This is a genomic window from Kitasatospora sp. NPDC018058, from assembly GCF_044327205.1.
GTDB lineage: Bacteria > Actinomycetota > Actinomycetes > Streptomycetales > Streptomycetaceae > Kitasatospora.
Genome location: NZ_JBIRFA010000031.1, coordinates 75,980 through 93,007, shown reverse-complemented (window position 1 = coordinate 93,007; position 17,028 = coordinate 75,980). Strand labels below are relative to the sequence as shown.

Annotated in this window: 19 protein-coding genes and 2 pseudogenes; 13 read left to right on the top strand and 8 right to left on the bottom strand. The window is 73.2% G+C overall.

Annotated features, from left to right (window positions below):
• Nucleotides 1–616 (bottom strand): annotated as a pseudogene (locus ACH4E7_RS33140) (haloperoxidase); the annotation flags it as partial.
• A gap of 494 nt (nt 617–1,110) precedes the next feature.
• Between ACH4E7_RS33140 and ACH4E7_RS33135 the strand changes: the two are divergent.
• The 4 genes from ACH4E7_RS33135 to ACH4E7_RS33120 all read left to right on the top strand — a co-directional run bounded on the left by ACH4E7_RS33135 (nt 1,111) and on the right by ACH4E7_RS33120 (nt 3,476).
• Nucleotides 1,111–1,419 carry a hypothetical protein gene (locus ACH4E7_RS33135; RefSeq protein ID WP_396252852.1) on the top strand — a complete coding sequence of 103 codons (309 nt, stop codon included), beginning with the start codon at nt 1,111–1,113 and terminating at the stop codon, nt 1,417–1,419.
• Nucleotides 1,420–1,492: 73 nt separating this feature from the next.
• On the top strand, nt 1,493–2,407 hold the full coding sequence (locus tag ACH4E7_RS33130; protein ID WP_396252851.1) for an NAD(P)H-binding protein: 915 nt from the start codon (nt 1,493–1,495) through the stop codon (nt 2,405–2,407).
• A 353-nt stretch (nt 2,408–2,760) separates the two neighbouring features.
• On the top strand, nt 2,761–3,075 hold the full coding sequence (locus ACH4E7_RS33125; RefSeq protein WP_396252850.1) for an ArsR/SmtB family transcription factor: 315 nt from the start codon (nt 2,761–2,763) through the stop codon (nt 3,073–3,075).
• Nucleotides 3,072–3,476, top strand: a complete 405-nt coding sequence (locus ACH4E7_RS33120) for an SRPBCC domain-containing protein (protein ID WP_396252849.1) — start codon at nt 3,072–3,074, stop codon at nt 3,474–3,476. Before ACH4E7_RS33125 ends, ACH4E7_RS33120 begins: the two co-directional genes overlap by 4 nt.
• A gap of 13 nt (nt 3,477–3,489) precedes the next feature.
• Here ACH4E7_RS33120 and ACH4E7_RS33115 read toward each other — a convergent pair whose 3' ends face one another.
• The 3 genes from ACH4E7_RS33115 to ACH4E7_RS33105 form a co-directional block, all read right to left on the bottom strand.
• Nucleotides 3,490–3,891 carry a pyridoxamine 5'-phosphate oxidase family protein gene (locus ACH4E7_RS33115; protein ID WP_396252848.1) on the bottom strand — a complete coding sequence of 134 codons (402 nt, stop codon included), beginning with the start codon at nt 3,889–3,891 and terminating at the stop codon, nt 3,490–3,492.
• Nucleotides 3,892–3,988: 97 nt separating this feature from the next.
• Nucleotides 3,989–4,621, bottom strand: a complete 633-nt coding sequence (locus ACH4E7_RS33110) for an MBL fold metallo-hydrolase (RefSeq protein ID WP_396252847.1) — start codon at nt 4,619–4,621, stop codon at nt 3,989–3,991.
• Nucleotides 4,618–5,703: an S-(hydroxymethyl)mycothiol dehydrogenase gene (locus ACH4E7_RS33105; protein WP_396252846.1), complete on the bottom strand. Its 1,086-nt coding sequence runs from the start codon at nt 5,701–5,703 to the stop codon at nt 4,618–4,620. Before ACH4E7_RS33105 ends, ACH4E7_RS33110 begins: the two co-directional genes overlap by 4 nt.
• 658 nt (nt 5,704–6,361) lie before the next feature.
• Here ACH4E7_RS33105 and ACH4E7_RS33100 point away from each other — a divergent pair.
• The 4 genes and pseudogenes from ACH4E7_RS33100 to ACH4E7_RS33085 all read left to right on the top strand — a co-directional run.
• On the top strand, nt 6,362–7,582 hold the full coding sequence (locus ACH4E7_RS33100) for a cytochrome P450 (protein WP_396252845.1): 1,221 nt from the start codon (nt 6,362–6,364) through the stop codon (nt 7,580–7,582).
• Nucleotides 7,579–7,836 (top strand): ferredoxin, encoded by a 258-nt coding sequence (locus ACH4E7_RS33095; RefSeq protein WP_396252844.1) that lies wholly within the window; start codon nt 7,579–7,581, stop codon nt 7,834–7,836. The genes ACH4E7_RS33100 and ACH4E7_RS33095 overlap by 4 nt, the downstream gene beginning before the upstream one ends.
• A gap of 193 nt (nt 7,837–8,029) precedes the next feature.
• Nucleotides 8,030–8,302 (top strand): hypothetical protein, encoded by a 273-nt coding sequence (locus tag ACH4E7_RS33090; protein WP_396252856.1) that lies wholly within the window; start codon nt 8,030–8,032, stop codon nt 8,300–8,302.
• Nucleotides 8,233–8,769 (top strand): annotated as a pseudogene (locus ACH4E7_RS33085) (lipid II flippase MurJ); the annotation flags it as partial. The gene ACH4E7_RS33090 and the pseudogene ACH4E7_RS33085, both read left to right, overlap by 70 nt.
• On the opposite strand, the gene ACH4E7_RS33080 reads toward ACH4E7_RS33085, so the two are convergent.
• Nucleotides 8,766–10,007: a phosphotransferase family protein gene (locus ACH4E7_RS33080; protein WP_396252843.1), complete on the bottom strand. Its 1,242-nt coding sequence runs from the start codon at nt 10,005–10,007 to the stop codon at nt 8,766–8,768. The pseudogene ACH4E7_RS33085 and the gene ACH4E7_RS33080 sit on opposite strands and share 4 nt — an antisense overlap.
• Before the next feature lie 86 nt (nt 10,008–10,093).
• Between ACH4E7_RS33080 and ACH4E7_RS33075 the strand changes: the two genes are divergently transcribed.
• The gene (locus ACH4E7_RS33075; protein WP_396252842.1) at nt 10,094–10,825 is read left to right on the top strand and encodes an MBL fold metallo-hydrolase; all 732 of its coding nucleotides are present in this window, start codon (nt 10,094–10,096) and stop codon (nt 10,823–10,825) included.
• Here the strand turns inward: ACH4E7_RS33075 and ACH4E7_RS33070 are convergent.
• The 3 genes from ACH4E7_RS33070 to ACH4E7_RS33060 all read right to left on the bottom strand — a co-directional run bounded on the left by ACH4E7_RS33070 (nt 10,822) and on the right by ACH4E7_RS33060 (nt 13,613).
• A complete protein-coding gene (locus tag ACH4E7_RS33070) occupies nt 10,822–11,223 on the bottom strand; it encodes a tautomerase family protein (RefSeq protein WP_396252841.1) in 402 nt (133 codons plus the stop codon). The two genes, ACH4E7_RS33075 and ACH4E7_RS33070, sit on opposite strands and share 4 nt — an antisense overlap.
• Before the next feature lie 339 nt (nt 11,224–11,562).
• Nucleotides 11,563–12,432, bottom strand: a complete 870-nt coding sequence (locus tag ACH4E7_RS33065) for a PhzF family phenazine biosynthesis protein (protein ID WP_396252840.1) — start codon at nt 12,430–12,432, stop codon at nt 11,563–11,565.
• A gap of 83 nt (nt 12,433–12,515) precedes the next feature.
• The gene (locus ACH4E7_RS33060; RefSeq protein WP_396252839.1) at nt 12,516–13,613 is read right to left on the bottom strand and encodes a DUF5937 family protein; all 1,098 of its coding nucleotides are present in this window, start codon (nt 13,611–13,613) and stop codon (nt 12,516–12,518) included.
• 101 nt (nt 13,614–13,714) lie between these two features.
• On the opposite strand from ACH4E7_RS33060, the gene ACH4E7_RS33055 reads away from it, so the two are divergent.
• The 4 genes from ACH4E7_RS33055 (at nt 13,715) to ACH4E7_RS33040 (ending at nt 16,964) form a co-directional block, all read left to right on the top strand.
• On the top strand, nt 13,715–15,001 hold the full coding sequence (locus tag ACH4E7_RS33055) for an MFS transporter (RefSeq protein WP_396252838.1): 1,287 nt from the start codon (nt 13,715–13,717) through the stop codon (nt 14,999–15,001).
• Between the two features lie 27 nt (nt 15,002–15,028).
• Nucleotides 15,029–15,595 (top strand): hypothetical protein, encoded by a 567-nt coding sequence (locus ACH4E7_RS33050; protein ID WP_396252837.1) that lies wholly within the window; start codon nt 15,029–15,031, stop codon nt 15,593–15,595.
• Nucleotides 15,596–15,721: 126 nt separating this feature from the next.
• Entirely contained in the window at nt 15,722–16,525 is an 804-nt protein-coding gene (locus ACH4E7_RS33045; protein ID WP_396252836.1) for an MBL fold metallo-hydrolase, read from the top strand.
• Between the two features lie 7 nt (nt 16,526–16,532).
• The gene (locus ACH4E7_RS33040; protein WP_396252835.1) at nt 16,533–16,964 is read left to right on the top strand and encodes a nuclear transport factor 2 family protein; all 432 of its coding nucleotides are present in this window, start codon (nt 16,533–16,535) and stop codon (nt 16,962–16,964) included.
• The last annotated feature ends 64 nt before the right edge of the window (nt 16,965–17,028 follow it).

Here is a 17,028-nt window from a genome sequence, read left to right as displayed (position 1 = left end):
TGATCGAGCCCCAGTTGGTGAACACCGGCGCGGGGAAGGCGGGCGGCGTGGGCCGGTAGTCGCCGGGCAGGCTGCCGGGAGTGAACGGCGGCGGCGTGGCCGAGGACCCGTCATCGGAGCGCAGGCTGATCAGTTTGCCGGCGACGACTGCTCCCACGGCGATGCCCGCCTGTTTGCCGGCGCCGTCGGTGATCGCGGACAACTGGCTGCTCAGCTGCCGGTCCACTCCTGCCCGCTTGGTGGGGTACAGGGCGACCAGTATGTCGTGGGCCGCCTGGTCCGCTGCGACGTCCGCACGGGCGCCGCGCGGCGCCGCCACCGAGAACAGGTAGGGGGGAGTGGCCCGGGTGATCGATGCCACCGCGTCGTACTCGGCGGCCTGGAGGAGCGCGAAGCTGCGCGTGGGGTGGACGGTGGGCGGCTGGGCCTTGGGATCGCTCAGGATGGTGATGAGCTCGCGGTTCCACGCCACGACCGACGCCCCGGACCCCTCGGCGGCGGCGCTCGTGGTCGGCGACGGAGCGGCGGGCGCGGTGGCCCCGAAGGCCGGGCTGGTGAGTCCGGCCGCCAGCACGGTTCCCGTCAGGATTGCGAGTGTCTTCTTCTTTCCGTTCATGTTCGGTGGCTCCTTCTCGCTGGTGGCAGGCTGTGGCAACCGGTGGCCGTATCGGATGCTCGGACCGTTCGGGTGCATCACGTGGGCCGCTGCGGACCAGACGGTCAGCGGAGACTGCGGATCGAGAGGGGAGTCCGCGGCGCATGCCGCCGAAAGGACATCTGCCGCGGAGTCCGACGGGGATTGCGAAGCGACGGGGATTGCGAAGCGAGTTCCCCGTCTCCTGCGTTCTGTGCCGAGGCGGCCGTTGAGAGAGTCACGACGGGAACTCACCGGGACACCGGCCCGTACGGCGGCACACGTCACCCGTACCGACGTTCGGGAGGATCGACCGGGTGCACATGGTTCTGCAGCCTGATCCCTTCTCCGCGTCATCATGGCCGCACACCAGATAAACAGCCTGCGGGTACTCGATCCACGTCGCAACTCCAACCCGTCGTGCCTGGCGAACCGGTCCATGCGGGCTCCTGAGCCGGCCGGCAGCGGACAACCGCGTGCGACGGTCAAGAGCGTCGGTCAACCTTGGTGGAGGTACACACACCCTCGACGGCGATCCGGTCGAGACCCTCGATCCGGCCCGCGCCGCCTTCAAGGACATGCTGCGGGGCAGTGCCTGGGACGCCCCGCACCTGGGCTACTTCCTGGGCTACGCGTGCTGGAACTACTTCACCACACCCACGACCCCACCCGCGCCCCGCCCTGCGCCCATGGACCGACCGCGACGGTCACCGGCGTACCTGCGGCGTACTGCCGCCGCAGGTACGGTGAAGGAGGTGTCGGCCCGGCTGTGGCCGCGTGGGTGACGCGCCCGGACAGCCCGCAGGGCCGTCCCGAGCGCACCGGACGCCCGGTCCGGAAGCCAGGAGGCGATCGACGATGCAATTCCAGCCCGTCCTTGTCACCGGCGTCGGTGGCGGCGTCGGCGGAGTCGGACGAACGGTCCTCGACCGGTTGCATGCCGAGGGCGTGCCGGTCCGGGCTCTCGTCCACCACGACGACGAACGGGCCTCGGCCCTGCGGGCCATGGCCGGCGTGGACGTGGTGGTCGGCGATCTCACACGTGGCGCCGACGTGGTGGAGGCGCTGGCGGGCTGCCGCCGGGCCTACTTCGGGATGAGCGTGTCGCCCGCGTACCTGGAGGCTGCGACGACGGTCGCCGCGGCCGCCCGGGAAGGCAGCGGTCTCGAACTACTGGTGAGCATCTCGCAGATGACGGTCTCGCAGATGAACCTCACCAGCGATACCGAATCCCGGCAGCAGCGGCTGCACTGGCTGGCCGAGCACGTCCTCGACTGGTCGGGGGTGCCGGTCGTCCATGTCCGGCCCACGGTGTTCATAGAGAATCCGCTCTTCGCCCGGGTCGCTGTCGCCTCGATCCTGCGCGACCGCACGATCCGCCTCCCGTTCGGCTCCGCCCGGACTTCGCCGGTCGCCGCGGCCGATGTGGCGGAGGTCATCGCACGCCTCCTGCTCGACCCGGTTCCGCCGTCCCGCCACGTCTACGAACTGACCGGAGCGCGCTCCCGTGACATGGCAACCATCGCGGCCGAGCTCTCCACCGCGCTGGGCCGCACCGTGACCTACGTCGACGTGCCGTACGAGGAGTGGCTGGAACACGACCTCAAGGGGCAGGACCTGCCGCCCCACGTCTTCGAGCACATCGCCACGATGGCGCGGCTGCACCGCGAGAATCGGTACGACCGGGCCACCAACGACGTCGCCGAGCTGCTGGGGCGCCCCCCGCTGGGGTTCGACAGCTTCATCAGGAACACCCCCGCCCTGCAGTCGTAGCAAGGTCGTCGACACCGTCAACCCCGCCGCAGCCGTCGGCACCATCGATCACGACGCCTCCGGGCACGTCCGGCAACACCTGCCTGCAATCCATCAACTGCCGGCCTGGGCCGGCAACATATTGACGATCAGTCCAGCCGCACAGCCAGCCTGCGCAGCGGGGCCTGGTGACCGCCGAAGGATGCCGTTCGCGGTCCGTCGGCGCAAGTCGCGCCCTGGATGACGATCGCAACCGGCGTGCCCGCGGACCCGAACCCGCCTTCCGCAGACAAAAAACACGCTCCTCTGGCCGGAGCCAGGGAACGTGTCGGAAGAAGTTGACATGTCGGATCCCTCCGACACATGCTGGGGACATGGCGGATGTCGATGTCTTCAGCGCGCTGGCCAATCCCGTACGGCGCAAGCTGTTGGAAAGGCTCCAGGGCGGGCCGCGGGCGGCCGGGGAGCTGGCCGGGGACTTCGAGCTCAGCAGGCCCGCGGTCTCCGAGCACCTGGCGGTGCTCCGGGGCGCGGGGCTGGTGCGCGAGGAGCCGCGCGGACGGCATCGGTACTACCACCTGGAGCCCGGGCCGCTCGCCGAGGTCGAGGAGTGGCTCCACCCGTTTGAGCAGTATTGGAGGCAGCGGATGCGTTCGCTGCGCGAGCTCCTGGACGAGGAGAGTTCATGACCGAGAAGGCCGCGATCCATTGCGACGAGTTCCTGCCGTACCCGCCGGCGCGGGTGTGGGAGGCACTGACCGATCCGGAGCTGCACGCGCGGTGGTGGGCCCCCGGGGACGTGAAGGCGGTGGTGGGGCACCGGTTCACGCTGGACATGGGACCGTGGGGGCAGCAGCCCTGCGAGGTGGTCGAGGTGGAGGTGGAGCGGCTGCTGAAGTACAGCTTCGCCGAGGGGTCGCTGGACACCACCGTCACCTGGCGGCTGGTGCCCGAGGGGCACGGGACGCGGCTGCTGCTGGAGCACGCGGGCTTCGACCTGGACACCCCGATGGGCCGGCAGGCCCACCAGGGCATGGCGCAGGGCTGGCCCTCCGTGCTGCGCCGGATCGCCCCGGCGCTCGCCGAGTGACCGACCCCGGAGGTCAGGCCCGGCCGAGGACCCGCTCGACGGTGATCTCGATGACCACCCGGTCCGGGTTCTCCCGGGGCGTGCGGTAGCGCTCGGCGTAGCGGCGCTCCGCGTCGGCGACCTGCTCGGGCCGGTCCCGCAGCACGGCGACGCCCTCCAGGGTGGACCAGCGGGCCCGGTCCACCTGGCAGACGGCCACCCGCAGGCCCTCCGGCCCGGCGGCCGCCACGTTGCGGGCCTTGCGGCTGGTGCGGCTGGTGATCACCCGGGCGACGCCCGTCTCCGGCTCGAACGTCACGCCGACCGGCACCACGTGCGGCGAGCCGTCCGGGCGGGTGGTGGTCAGGGTGGAGATGTGCCGCTCGCGCCAGAAGGCGAGGAAGGCTTCGTCGAGGTCGCGCGGGTCATGGGCCATGATCGCGATCGTACGGCCCCCGGGAAACGATCGACTTCCCGGGGGCCGCACCGATCCGGCTTCCGTGCCCGGTCCGGCTTCCGTGCCCGGTCCGGCTTCAGTGCCCGCGCGCGATCCACTCCGGCAGCGCCGGGGCCTCGGCCCCGATCGTGGTCGGGTCGCCGTGGCCGGTGCGTACCACCGTCTCGGCCGGGAGCGACAGCAGCCGCTCGCGGATCGACTCGATGATGGTCGGGAAGTGCGAGAACGAGCGGCCGGTCGCGCCCGGGCCGCCGTGGAACAGGGTGTCGCCGGTGAACACGGTGCCCAGCTCGGGCGCGTACAGGCAGACCGCGCCCGGCGCGTGGCCCGGGGTGTGCAGCACGGTCAGCGCGGTGCCGGCCACCTCGATCCGCTGCCCGTCGGCGAGTTCGCCGTCCGGAAGCCGCTTGGGGTAGGTGAGCTTCCACAGCGGCAGGTCGTCCGGGTGCAGCAGGATCGGCGCACCGGTGCGCGCGGCGAGGGCCGCGGCCGCGTCGATGTGGTCGTTGTGCGCGTGGGTGGAGACGATCGCCAGCAGCCGCCGCCCGCCGAGTGCGGCCTCGATCGCCCCGGCGTCGTGCGCGGCGTCGATCACCACCGCCTCCCGGTCGTCCCCGACGATCCAGACGTTGTTCTCCACCTCCCAGCTGCCGCCGTCCAGCTCGAAGGTCCCGGCGGTGACCAGCCGGTCGATGCGGGCGGAGGTCACAGGATCACCACCGAGCGGAGCACGTCGCCGTGGTGCATGCGCTCGAAGGCCTGCTCCACCGCGTCGAGTTCGATGGTCTCGGTGACGAAGGCGCCGAGGTCCAGGCGGCCCTGGAGGTAGAGGTCGATCAGCATCGGGAAGTCGCGGGACGGCAGGCAGTCCCCGTACCAGGAGGACTTCAGCGCGCCGCCGCGGCCGAAGACGTCCAGTAGCGGCAGCTCCAGGGTCATCTCCGGGGTCGGGACGCCGACCAGGACGACGGTGCCGGCGAGGTCCCGGGCGTAGAAGGCCTGCTGGTAGGTCTCGGGGCGGCCGACCGCCTCCACCACCACGTCCGCGCCGTTGCCGCCGGTGAGTTCGCGGATCGCCTCGACGGGGTCGGTGGTGCGGGAGTTGACGGTGTGGGTGGCGCCGAGCGTGCGGGCCGTCTCCAGCTTGCGGTCGTCGATGTCGACGGCGATGATCTTCGCCGCGCCCGCCAGCCGGGAGCCCAGCACGGCCGCGCCGCCGACGCCGCCACAGCCGATCACGGCGACCGAGTCGCCCCGGCCGACGTTGCCGGTGTTGATCGCGGCGCCGATGCCCGCCATCACGCCGCAGCCCAGCAGGCCGGCGACGGCCGGCTCGGCGGCCGGGTCGACCTTGGTGCACTGGCCGGCGGCGACCAGGGTCTTCTCGGCGAACGCGCCGATGCCCAGCGCCGGGGACAGCTCGGTGCCGTCCAGCAGTGTCATCTTCTGCTTGGCGTTGTGGGTGTTGAAGCAGTACTGCGGGCGGCCGCGCTTGCAGGCGCGGCACTGGCCGCACACCGCGCGCCAGTTGAGGACGACGAAGTCACCGGGCTCGACCTCGGTGACGCCCTCGCCGACCGACTCCACGATGCCCGCGGCCTCGTGGCCGAGCAGGAACGGGAACTCGTCGTTGATGCCGCCCTCGCGGTAGTGGAGGTCGGTGTGGCAGACGCCGCAAGCCTGGATCCGGACCACCGCCTCGCCCGGCCCCGGGTCCGGCACCACGATCGTGGTCACCTCCACGGGCGCGCCCTTGGCGCGCGCGATGACAGCCTTGACCTGCTGGGGCATCCGATTCCACCTCCGTCGGCCGGTGCGGCTCTGCACCGGCGTGACCTGCGACAAACGACTGCAGAAGAACTGTAGAAGGACTCCAGTAGCTCTGCCCACGAAGCGTAGCGCCCACCCGGTCGACCGCCCTCGGACCGGGTCGGGTGATCCGGCTCACCGCATGTGCCAGGCGCATATCCGCCGCCTGACCACGTCTCACGCGGCGCCCGCCCCGGCGCGGCTCCGCATCAGGGGCGCGCGGGTGGCGCTGAGCGCCCGTCAGCGTGCAACGAACTGCCCGGAAAGCACCGCCGTTGGCTGGAAGTGCCGCAGACGGGCGGCCCGCCGCCCACGTACGGTCGTAGCAGAAGCGGTCCACGCGACCACGCTCAGCACACCCGCCCCACCCGTCGGCACGCCACCGCGCGCCGCCCGTGCCGGGCGCGTACCGTCCGTACGCCTCCGCACGTTTCGCGCCACACCCCGCACGGGCCCGCGCCCCTGCGCGGGCTGCGTCCCCGGTCCACCCGAACCCCGGTCCTGAGGATCCGGCTGTCCACCCACACCCCCGGCCCCGAGTCGAGCCGCCCCGGCCGAACCGCCCGTCCCCCGCACGATCCCGGATCACCCCCCGTCGGACCGCCCCGCGCGGCCCGCTGACCTGGAGTCTGGAGTACGGATGTCCACCGAGAACAGTGCGACCGGTGCCGGCACCGGCACCGCCCCGCTCCCCCCGCTGCACTGCCTGCGCCACCTGGAACCCGGCCCGCCGCGGCTCGCCGCGCTGCCCACCGGCACCCCGGTCTGGCTGGTCAGCCGGCATGCCGACGTACGGCAGGTGCTCACCGACCCGAGGATGGGCCGGGCCCCGCTCTACGCGCCGGACGCCCCGCCGGTCACGGTCACGCCGAACATCCTGGACGACCCGCAGAGCATGCTGAACATCGACGGCATCGAGCACCAGCGGCTGCGCCGCACCGTGCAGCGGGCGTTCACCCCGCGCGCGATCGCCCGCTGGAAGCCCTGGGTGGCCTCGGTGGTCGAGTCGCTGATCGACGAGCTGATCGAGCACGGCTCCCCCGCCGACATCGTCGCCGCCTACACCCGTCCGCTGCCGGTCGCGGTGATCAGCCGTCTGATGGGCCTGGACAACCTTGACAGCAAGCGGCTCGCCCACTGGAGCGACCACGCGCTGTCCACCACCGCCTACACCGCCGAGGCGATCGGCACCGCGATGACCGAGTTCGCCGCCTTCGGCGCCGAGGTGATCGCCGAGCGCCGCGCCGCCCCCGGCGAGGACCTGGTCAGCAGGCTGCTCGCGGCCGCCGCCGAGGACGGCTCGATCACCGAGGGGCAGCTGATCGCGCTGGTCATCGGCCTGGTGGTGGCCGGGCACGAGACCACCATGACCAGCCTCGGCAACGCCCTGGTCTACCTGCTGGAGGACGGACGCGAGGCCTGGCAGCGGCTCGCCTCCGACGAGACCAGCGCCGCCGCCGCGACCGAGCAGATCCTGCGCGCCGTCCCGCTCGGCGACGCCCAGGAACACATGCCCGGACTGCTGCGCCGCACGGTGGAGGACGTGGAGATCGGCGGGGTGGTGATCCCGGCCGGAAGCGTGGTGGCCGCCGACGCCAACGCCGCCAACCAGGACCCGGCGGTCTACACCGGGGACCTCAGCACCGAGCTGTTCTCCCCGCTGGCCGCGCCGATGCTCACCTTCGGCGCCGGCCCGCACCACTGTCTGGGAGCCTGGCTGGCCCGGATGGAGCTCGAACTCGCCCTGCACCGGCTGGCCCGTCGGCTGCCCGCGCTGCGGACGGCCGACCCGCTGGACCGGATCGACTGGCGGCGCGGGCTGCTCACCCGCAGCCCCAACGCGCTGCAGGTCGCCTGGTGACGGGCTCCGCGGAGGCCGAGGCCGTGGTGGTCCGGGTCGACCGGGGCCGGTGCATCGGCTCCGGGATGTGCGCGCTGAGCGCCCCCGGCTCGCTGGTCCTGGACGCCGACGGCCTGGCCCAGCCGGTGGCCGAATACGCCGACGGCGGCGCGGAGTTGACGGACGGGCTGGCCGAGGCGGTCGAGTTCTGCCCGGTCGAGGCGCTCGCCCTCCACTCGGCGCGCGGCGGGTACCGGATCGCCCCGGCGGAGTGACGGACCCCCCGGTGCCGCCTGCTGCGACTGCGGCAGCAGGCGGCACCGGCCCGGGCCCTCGGGTCGTACGTTCCACCTCGATGGTCCATGCCGGGGCCGACCGCGGCTTCCCGACGCCCGACCCGCCGGAGTCCGTACATCGAAGACCCGAATCCCCATGAGCCGACGGGGTTTCGGATCGTAGATTGTGCCCATGATCGAGGAGACATCACCCGAGAAGTCAGCGCGATCGACGGTGCCACGCAGGCGCCATGCCGCCCCCGGGCGTGCCGCGGCCGGTGGCGTGCTGCGGTCGTCCGCGCTGATGGCCGCCGGGACGGTGGTCTCGCGCGCCACCGGACTGATCCGCCAGGTGCTCCAGGCCGCGGCACTGGGCACCGGGCTGCTGGCCACCACCACGGGGCTGCCGACGCCGCAGCAACCGTCCCCCTGGGCCACATGCTGCAGGCCTTCGGCCTGGGGCTGATCCCGTTCTCGGCCCAGTACCTCCTGCTGCGCGGCTTCTACGCCTTCGAGGACACCCGCACGCCGTTCCGCATGGCACTGTGGATCAGCGGCATCAACATCGCTCTGGCCGTCGCCTGCCATCGGCTGCTGTCCCCCCGGTGGGCGGTCACCGGGATGGCCGCCGCCTACGCGCTGTCCTACGCCATCGGCCTACTCCTCACAGCCCTGCGACTCCGGCGCCGCACCGGGGGGCTCCTCGACGGCAGGCGGATCTGCCGCACCTACGCCAAGCTGACCACGGCCGCCGCCGGAGCCGGGACCGCCGGCTGGCTCATCGCCCGCGCCTGCAGCCACGGCCCGGCACCGGCCTCCTGGATGCCGGCCGTCCCACTGGCCGCAGGCGGCATCGCGATGGCGCTGCTGTTCCTCCTCTTCGCACGACTTCTGCGCGTCGGGGAACTGCGCGGCCTGCCGGTCAGGCCTTAGCTGCAGTGCGCCCGCTCCAGGACGGCGCGCAGCTCTGCGGCCGGGTCACCCTCGTGGTAGGGGCGTTCGCTGGGCTCGATGTGATCCAGGAACTCCTGGTAGCGCAGCGCGTAGGACAGGTGGTAGATGGGCTCGGCGAGTTCCAGCGCCCGGTGTGGGCCCGAACCGGGGGCGTGCTGCTGCCAGGCGTTCGCCCAGACCCGGGCGTGGTGCTGCCAGGCGTCCGGGGTGAGGTAGGCGCGGGGGCGCAGGCCGTCCAGCGCGGGGTGGCCGAGGCAGGCGTCGGCGTAGTCGACGACGACCGAAGTCGAGCCGCCGGAGCGCCAGTTGCCCGGGTGGAAGTCGCCGTGCACCAGGGTCTCCGGGAGGCCGCAGGCGGCCAGCCGGTCCAACAGCTCGGGGAGGGTCTCGGCGGCGAAGGCGCGGAGGCGGTCCAGTTCCTCGGTCGTCAGGTCGGTCTCGGTGGGGAGCCGCTCCAGCAGTGCCCTCAGCTGGGCGAGCAGCGTGCCGGGTGTACGGTCACGCAGGCCGGCGAGGGCGGCTCGATGGTCGGCGAGTGCCGCCTGGGCGGCCACCAGGCGGGGGACGACGTCGGCGACGGTGGCGGCGGAGGGGCTCCAGCAGTCCTCGCCGGGGACGTGGTCGAGCAGCAGCCGCCCGCGCGCCGGGTCGGCGGCGAGGACGGACGGGACGAGGGACGGGTCGACGCCGCCGAGCAGCACGATGACCTCGCCCTCCCGGGCGTTGAAAGCCGGGGTGGTGGTCTTCAGCCACGCGTCGGTGCCGGTGGCGGTGGGGAGGCGGAAGAGGCCGGAGAGGTTCCAGGTCCGGATCTGCCGCGCAGGGCCGACAGTCGGGCGACCGAGCGCCGCGAGCGCCGCCTCCGCCCAGGCCAGGGCCTCGCACACACCCTCCGGCGTCGCCCAGGCCGCGCGCAGTGGGTCGGGGGCGAGCAGTGCGGCCGTTTCGCCGTCCAGGGGGCGGCAGTCGAGTGCCGTCGGCCGTCGGACCGCCTCGGCGTGGTAGCGGACCAGGCCGCCGTGGCCCGGGTCCTCACTGTGCCCGTCGACCAGCCGCGCCACGAGCACCGGCACCCCGGCCAGCTCGGTCGCCCGGGCGACCACCCCGTCGACGGAGGACCACCAGCCGAGCTCCACCTCGAACGGGCCCAACTGCCCGAAGTAATCGTTCCCGTAGGTGAGATCGACCGTCACGGCCCGGCTGTTCGCTCGCTGCATCCGGGCAGCTTCACCCACGGGGACCCCCGGACGCGAACGGTTTTCCGGCGCGAACGACGCCCGCGGGCACGTGAGATCATCGGCCGGTGCGCAGACTGACGGTACTGGGAACGTGTGGCGCCTGGCCCGAGGCCGGGCGGGGTGCCAGCGGCTTCCTGGTGGAGTACGACGGGTTCCGGCTGGTGCTGGACCTCGGCTACGCGACCTTCCCCCGGCTGCAGGAGCACTGCGGTGCCGAACTGGTGGACGCCGTGGTGATCACCCACGAGCACCCCGACCACTGCGCGGACCTCAGCGCCCTGTGCCGTGCCCGCTACTTCGCGGAGCAGCGCGACGCCCGGCTGCCGCTGTACTGCCCGCCCGGGGTGATCGCCCGGGTCCAGGCGATGGAGCCGACCGAGGACCTCGCCGATGTCTTCGACATCCACCCGCTCCCGTCCGGCAGCCATCACCTCGGGCCGTTCCGACTCGACTCCGCGCCGTTGCCGCATCATGTCCCGCACGCGGGCGTGCGGTTGACCGCGCCCGGCCTCACCCTTGCCTACGGCGGCGACGCCGGACCGGCCGAGGAACTCGCCCAACTGGCCGCAGACGCCGACCTGTTCATCGCCGGAGCCACCCTCCACGGCCCCGACCGCGACCCCCTCCTACTGAACACCGTCGAAGCCGGAGCCTGGGCCACCCGCGCCCGCGCGAAGCGCCTACTCCTCACCCACTTCTGGCCCGGCAGCGACCGCACCCGGTGGACGGCGGAGGCAGCGAGCGGCTTCGCGGGCGAGGTGATCGCGGCCGAGGAGGGCATGGCGCTCCCCCTCTAGCGCTCCGGACCGGCGGACGGGGCGTACTGGGCCAGGCCGTTGCCGAGGGACCAGTCGATCGACGCGTTCTCGGTGAGCGTGACGAACACGTTCCGCGGCTCGGTGCCCGCGTACTGCTCGGCGAGTTCGGCGATCCGCCGGTACAACGCCCGCTTCCGGTCGGGGGTCCGGCCGGCGCGCAGGGTGATCGCGATGTAGACGATGCCCTCATCGCGGTGCACGCCGAGGTAATCGCCGTAGCGCAGCGTGCTGTTGGCGCCGTCGTGGCCGACCAGCACCTGGAAGTCGTCCTCCGGCGGGATGCCGATGGTGTCCATCAGGGCTTCGTGCACCGCGCGGCCGAGCGCGTCCAGCCGTGCGGCGTCGGCTCGCAGGGCGTCGATCCGGACAAAGGGCATCTCGGCTTCCTCTCCATCGGTCGGCCAGGACTGATTCACTCACTCACGCCCGTACAGACTAGTAGGTACAGGAGCGCGCACTCAACCGCCCGCCGACGCGGAGAGGCTGTGCAGCACCCATCCGTCCGCCGCCGACTGACGACGCGTGAGGACCGCGCAGACTCCGGACTCCGCCAGGACGGCGGCCTGGTCGTCGAAGATCAGCGCCTCGTCGTGGCGCCAGGCGCAGCCGGGCCCGACATGGCGAGCCGGAGCAGGCCGATCCGACCGGTGGCCGCGAAGGAGATCAGGGACTCCAAGCGCGTGGTCACCGGCCGGAGGCTACCGCGAAGCCGCGTTCTACGGGATCGCCACCGCCGCGCCGGAGACCCGTACCCGGGTGTCCTCCGCGCTCAGCTCGACCCGCAGCACGCCCGGGCGGCCGAGGTCCTCGCCCTGGCGCAGCGTCAGGACCGTCGGGGCCGTCACCGCGCCCTGCTCGCGCAGGTACGCGCCGAAGGCGGCGGCCGCGGCGCCGGTGGCCGGGTCCTCGACCACGCCGCCGACCGGGAAGGGGTCGCGGACGTGGAAGACCTCGGCGGCCTCGCGCCAGGCGAGTTGCAGGGTGGTCAGGTCGCGGGCGCGCATGTAGGCGGCCAGCCCGTCGAAGTCGTAGTCGAGCCGGGCCAGGCGGGAGCGGGTGCCGGCGGCGAGGACCAGGTGCCGGGCGCCGGCGTAGGCGATCCGCGGGGGAAGGGCCGGGTCGAGGTCGGCGGTGGACCAGCCGAGCAGGGCGAGCGCCTCCGCGATGTCGGCGTCCGGCACCTCCTCGGTCTTCGGCTCGACGCTGGTGAGGGTCGCCCGCAGCAGGCCGTCGGTGCCGCGCTCGACCTCGACCGGGACGTCGCCGGCCGCCGTGGTGAACACGTACCGCCCGGGGCCGGTCCGCTCGGCCAGCGCGACGGCGGAGGCGACGGTCGCGTGCCCGCAGAACGGCACCTCGGCGAGTGGGCTGAAGTACCGCACGCGGTAGGAGCCTCGGAGATCCCCCGCCGTGAGGAAGGCGGTCTCGGAGTACCCGAGCTCGGCGGCGATCGCGAGCATCCGCTCGTCGGTCAGTCCGGTGGCGTCGAGCACCACGCCGGCCGGATTTCCGCCCTCGGGGCGGGTGGAGAAGGCGGCGTAACGGAGGATCTCGGGCGGGGCAACAGAGGCAGCGTCGTCGGTCATGACCGGACGAACGAGTTCCGGGCAACTCCTGTTCCCGTCGGCACGACTGTCCCCGTCGGCACGGCTGTTCCCGTCGCGACGACTCACCGCAGCAGCGCCTCCAGGAAGTCCGAGCCGAGCCGGGCACTGCCTGCCAGGTCCAGCTGGTAGAGCATGTACCGTCCGCGCCGCTCGGTGATGAGCAGCCCGGCCTTGCGCAGCACGGCCAGGTGGCGGGAGACCTCGGGCGCGCTGAGCTGCCAGGCGGTGGCGAGTTCGCCGGTGGTGTGCGGGCCGCGGGCGATGGTACGGGCGAGGCGCAGCCGGATCGGGTGGGCGAGGGCCTCCAGGCGCTGCTGGACGAGGGCGAGCGAGACGGGCTCGGCCACTCCGGCCTCGGCGATGGGGTACTGGAGGACGGGCCGCCAGCCGTAGGCGTACACGGCCAGCAGGTGGGGGCGGCCGAAGACGGTGGGGATGAAGGTGACGCCCCCGGCGGCGGTGCCGCTGGTGGTGCTGTCCTGGAGCTTGTCGATGACGATCCGCCGCCGCCCGTCGCTGCCCTGGTCGAGGCTGACGGAGGGCGAGAGGTCGCCGACGGCCTCGGCGAGGCCGCGGCGGGCGAGCAGGTCGGCCTTGCGCCGGGCGTCGGCGGCGAGGTCGGGCAGGACGCGCCGCCAGGCGTCGGCGAAGAACGCGGACTCGCAGTCCTCCAGCATCCGCCGCACCAGGGCCCGGACGGTGGGCGGGTCGGCGAGCAGCCGGTCGGCGAACGCGGCCTGCCGGGGGCCGCGGGCGAGGGCGAGGTCACGGGCCCGCTCGTTGGCGGCGGGGTCGGTGAGCGGGGAGGCCATCGGGCGGGTGAAGCGTGAGGCGCCGCAGGTGGTGACGAGGGCACCGGCGACGAACTGCTCGTCGTCGATCCGGTCGACGGCGTCGAGTTCCTCGGCGAGGGTGGCGCCGGGCAGGCCGGGGACGAGGAAGTCGGCGCGCGAGGAGCGCCAGAGGAAGTCGGCCTCCAGCAGCCGCTCGGACAGCTCCGGCGGGATCGTCGCGGCGGTACAGCTCACCCAGCCGTGCAGCGCGGGGTGGTGCGCGGGCTCGGCGAGCACGTGCAGCATGGCGTTCAGCTCGGCTAGCGGTGACGGCGAGAAGAGCAGGCGGTCCTCGGGCAGGCCCGTGATGTCGATGATCACACTCACGCCCGAGATCCTGCCATCTCCGGAAACGACCTCCCGCGTCGATTGACGCTAACCGTCAATCGACGTGCCAGGCGCCCCGACCAGGGCAGACCGTACCGGCCATGAGTGTGACCCAGGAGAAGTCCGTCCATGACCACGCCGCCGCCCGCAACGGCGAGCGACCCGCCCTTCCGATCGGTACCGGCCGCGGCGGCCCGTCCGCGCTGCTGAGCCTGATCACGGCCGCCGGTGGTCCCCGGTACGCGGTGGCGTTGGCGGTGGACGCGGTGGGCGGCGGGATGCTGCGTCCGTTCCTGCTGCTGTTCGGCGTCGAGGTGCTGCACCTGCGCGCCGGGGCGGTCGGGTTGGCGCTGTCGGCCGGGATGGTGGCCGGTCTGCTGGTGGTGCCGCTGACCGGTCGTTGGATCGACCGCGGCGCCCGCACCCTTCCCGCCGCGGTGACGCTGGTGTTGCGGGCGGCGGGCGCGCTCACCCTTCTCACGGCTGACGGGCTGGCGCTGTTCACACTGGCGGCCGTGCTGTTCGGGGTGGGCAGCCAGTCCTGGCCGACCACCCACGCCGCCGTGGTGAGCACGCTGACCGGGGGACGGCTGCGGGACGCCGCGCTGGCCGCCGGGCGGTCGGTGCGCAACGCCGGTCTGGGCGCGGGCGCGCTGCTGGCCACGGTGGCGGTGGCGGGCGGTGCGGACGCGATCCGGGTGCTGGCCGGGGTGACGGGCGTGGCCTGCCTGGTCGCCGCCGCGCTGGTGGGGTCGCTGCGGGTCCGGGCGTCGCAGAAGGTGGCCGGGCAGGCGAGGGACACCGGGGCGACGGGCGAGCCGCTGCGCCGGATCACCCTGCTGAGCCTCGCCAATCTGCCGTACGCCTTCTGCTTCGACGTGCTGGAGGTGGCCCTGCCCGCGCTGCTGGTGCTGCAGCTGCACGCCTCCCCGGCCTGGTCCTCGGGGGTGTTCGTGGGCAACACCGTGCTGGTGATCGCGCTGCAGCTGGCGCTGGTGCTGCGGTTGGCGAACCGCTCGCGGCGGGGCGTGCTGGCGGCGGCGGGGGCGGTGCTGGCGGTCTCCTACCTGGGGTTCTGGGCGGCCGGGTCGCTGGGCGGTACGCCGGGGGCGGCGGGCATCGCGGTGGTGTCCGTGCTGTACACGCTGGGCGAGATCCTCTACAGCGGCTCGGGTACGGCCCTGGTGACGGCCTCGGCCCCGCCGCACCTGCTCGGGCGGGCGCTGGCGCGCTGGGAGCTGTCCAGCGGGGTCGGCCGGGCGGCGGCGCCGGCGGTGCTGACGGCACTGCTGGCCGCCGGGCCCGGGTTGCTGTGGGCCTGCCTCGCCGTCACCACGGCGGTCGGGGCGCTGGCGGTGCTGCGGCTGGGACCGGCCGAGTCCGAATAGCCCGAGCCGAGTGGAATGATCATCAGCATGGCCCTCACCCCGTTCCAGCAGCAGCTCCACGACCGGATCACCGCCGCCACCGAGGTGACGGCCCCGCCGAGGCCCTGGCGGACCGTCGGCCGGGGCCTGATCCCGGTCGGCGCGCTCCAGGGCATCGGCTTCGCCGTCCACCCGGAGACCGGACACGACCTGGTGCTGACGGTCTCCAGCAGCGGGCACGGCCTGTTCGACGCGGTGACCGGCGAGAAGCTGGAGCGCGAGTACGACCCCGAGGAGGACCCGACCGGTCCGGACCTCTCCTGCCCCGGCATCGGCCCGGTCGCGGACCTCCGGATCCCGGTGGCCGGGATGTGGGGCGGCGGCCTGCACAACCGGGCCGCGGGCGGCTGGCACGTCGAGGTGATCTCCCCGGAGTGGCCGCGCCACCGCGTCCTGCTGACGGCCGCCCCGTGGAGCGGCGAGCACGGCACGGCCTGGTGGCACGTCTTCCACGCGAGCTGGTCCGAGTTCCGCGCCGCCGGCTTCTCCCCCACCGGCCGCACCCTCGCGGTGGCCACCAGCAGCGACCTCACGCTCTGGACCCGGCACTACTAGGGCGTGCCCGACACTTCGCGCCCGGCGGGAAGTGTCGGACACGCCCTGGCCTTCCGGATGCGGATCGGGCACCCACCGCTGATGCTTGCGACGAGGCGTGCCCGGCCCGAGGAAGGACTCCGTAGCATGAGCGCACTCGAGTTCGAGATCATCGACAGCCCCGACAGCTCGCTCAACAAGACCTCCGTCCTGGTCACCGGACCGAACGACGCCCTGCTGGTGGACGCCGGGTTCACCCGCTCCGACGGGCGCCGTCTGGTCGAGCGGGTCCGCGCCAGCGGCAAGCGGCTGACCACCGTCTTCGTCAGCCACGGCGACCCGGACTTCTACTTCGGCGCCCAGGAGGTCCAGGACGCCTTCCCGCAGGCCCGCTTCCTGGCCACCGCCAGCACCGTCGAGCACATCCAGGAGACCTTCGACGCCAAACTGCGCGCCTGGTCCCACCTGGGCCCCGAGCTGCCCACCCGGCTGGTCCGGCCCGAGGTGCTGCACGCGGACGAGATCGTCTTCGAGGGCCACCGGTTCGAGCTGCGCGGCGCCGACTTCCACCTGCCCGACCGGCACTACCTCTGGCAGCACCACCACCGCGCGGTGCTCGGTGGTGTGCTGCTCTTCGAGGGCCTGCACGTGTGGACGGCCGACACCCCCTCGCCCGCTCAACGCGCTGCCTGGATCGACCTGTTGGACGGTATCGAGGCGCTCCACCCGACCTGGGTCGCGGCCGGCCACCGGGTCGCCGACGCGCCCACCGACCTGAACGCCGTCGACCACACCCGCGCCTACCTGCGCGCCTTCGAGACCGAGCTCGGCCGGGCCGCCGACGCGGTCGCCGCCAAGGAGGCGCTGGAGCGGCGCTTCCCGGAGCTGGGGCTGCGGATCGCGGTCGACCTCGGCACCAAGGTCGCCATGGGCGAGATGGCCTGGGGTTGAACGCGCGATGATCGAGATCCCCCGGGACGTCTCCGCCTTCGCCGAGTCCGCCGCCCCCGCCGACGTGGTCCGCCGCCAGTACCAGGCCGCCGCCCGGGGCGACCTGTCCGCACTGCGCGCCACCCTCGCCGAGGACGTCGAGTGGACCGAGATGGCCGGCTTCCCGCTGGCCGGCACCCACCGCACCCCGAAGGGCGTCACCACCAACGTCATGGAGCGCCTGACCGCCGAGTGGGACGACTGGACGGCGCACGACGACACATATGTGGTGGACGGCGAGAACGTCGTCGTCCTGGCCCGCTACACGGCCGTCCACAAGGGCACCGGAAAGCCCCTCGCGGTCCGGGTGGCCCACCACTTCACCGTGCGCGGCGGCCGGATCGTCCGCTTCGAGCAGTTCACCGACACCGCCCTGGTCAGGGACGCGATGACCGCGTAGGCGCATTGGTTCACCCGAACGGGCGAGCATGGCGCGGCGCGCCCGTCGCGGTCTCGACAGGCCA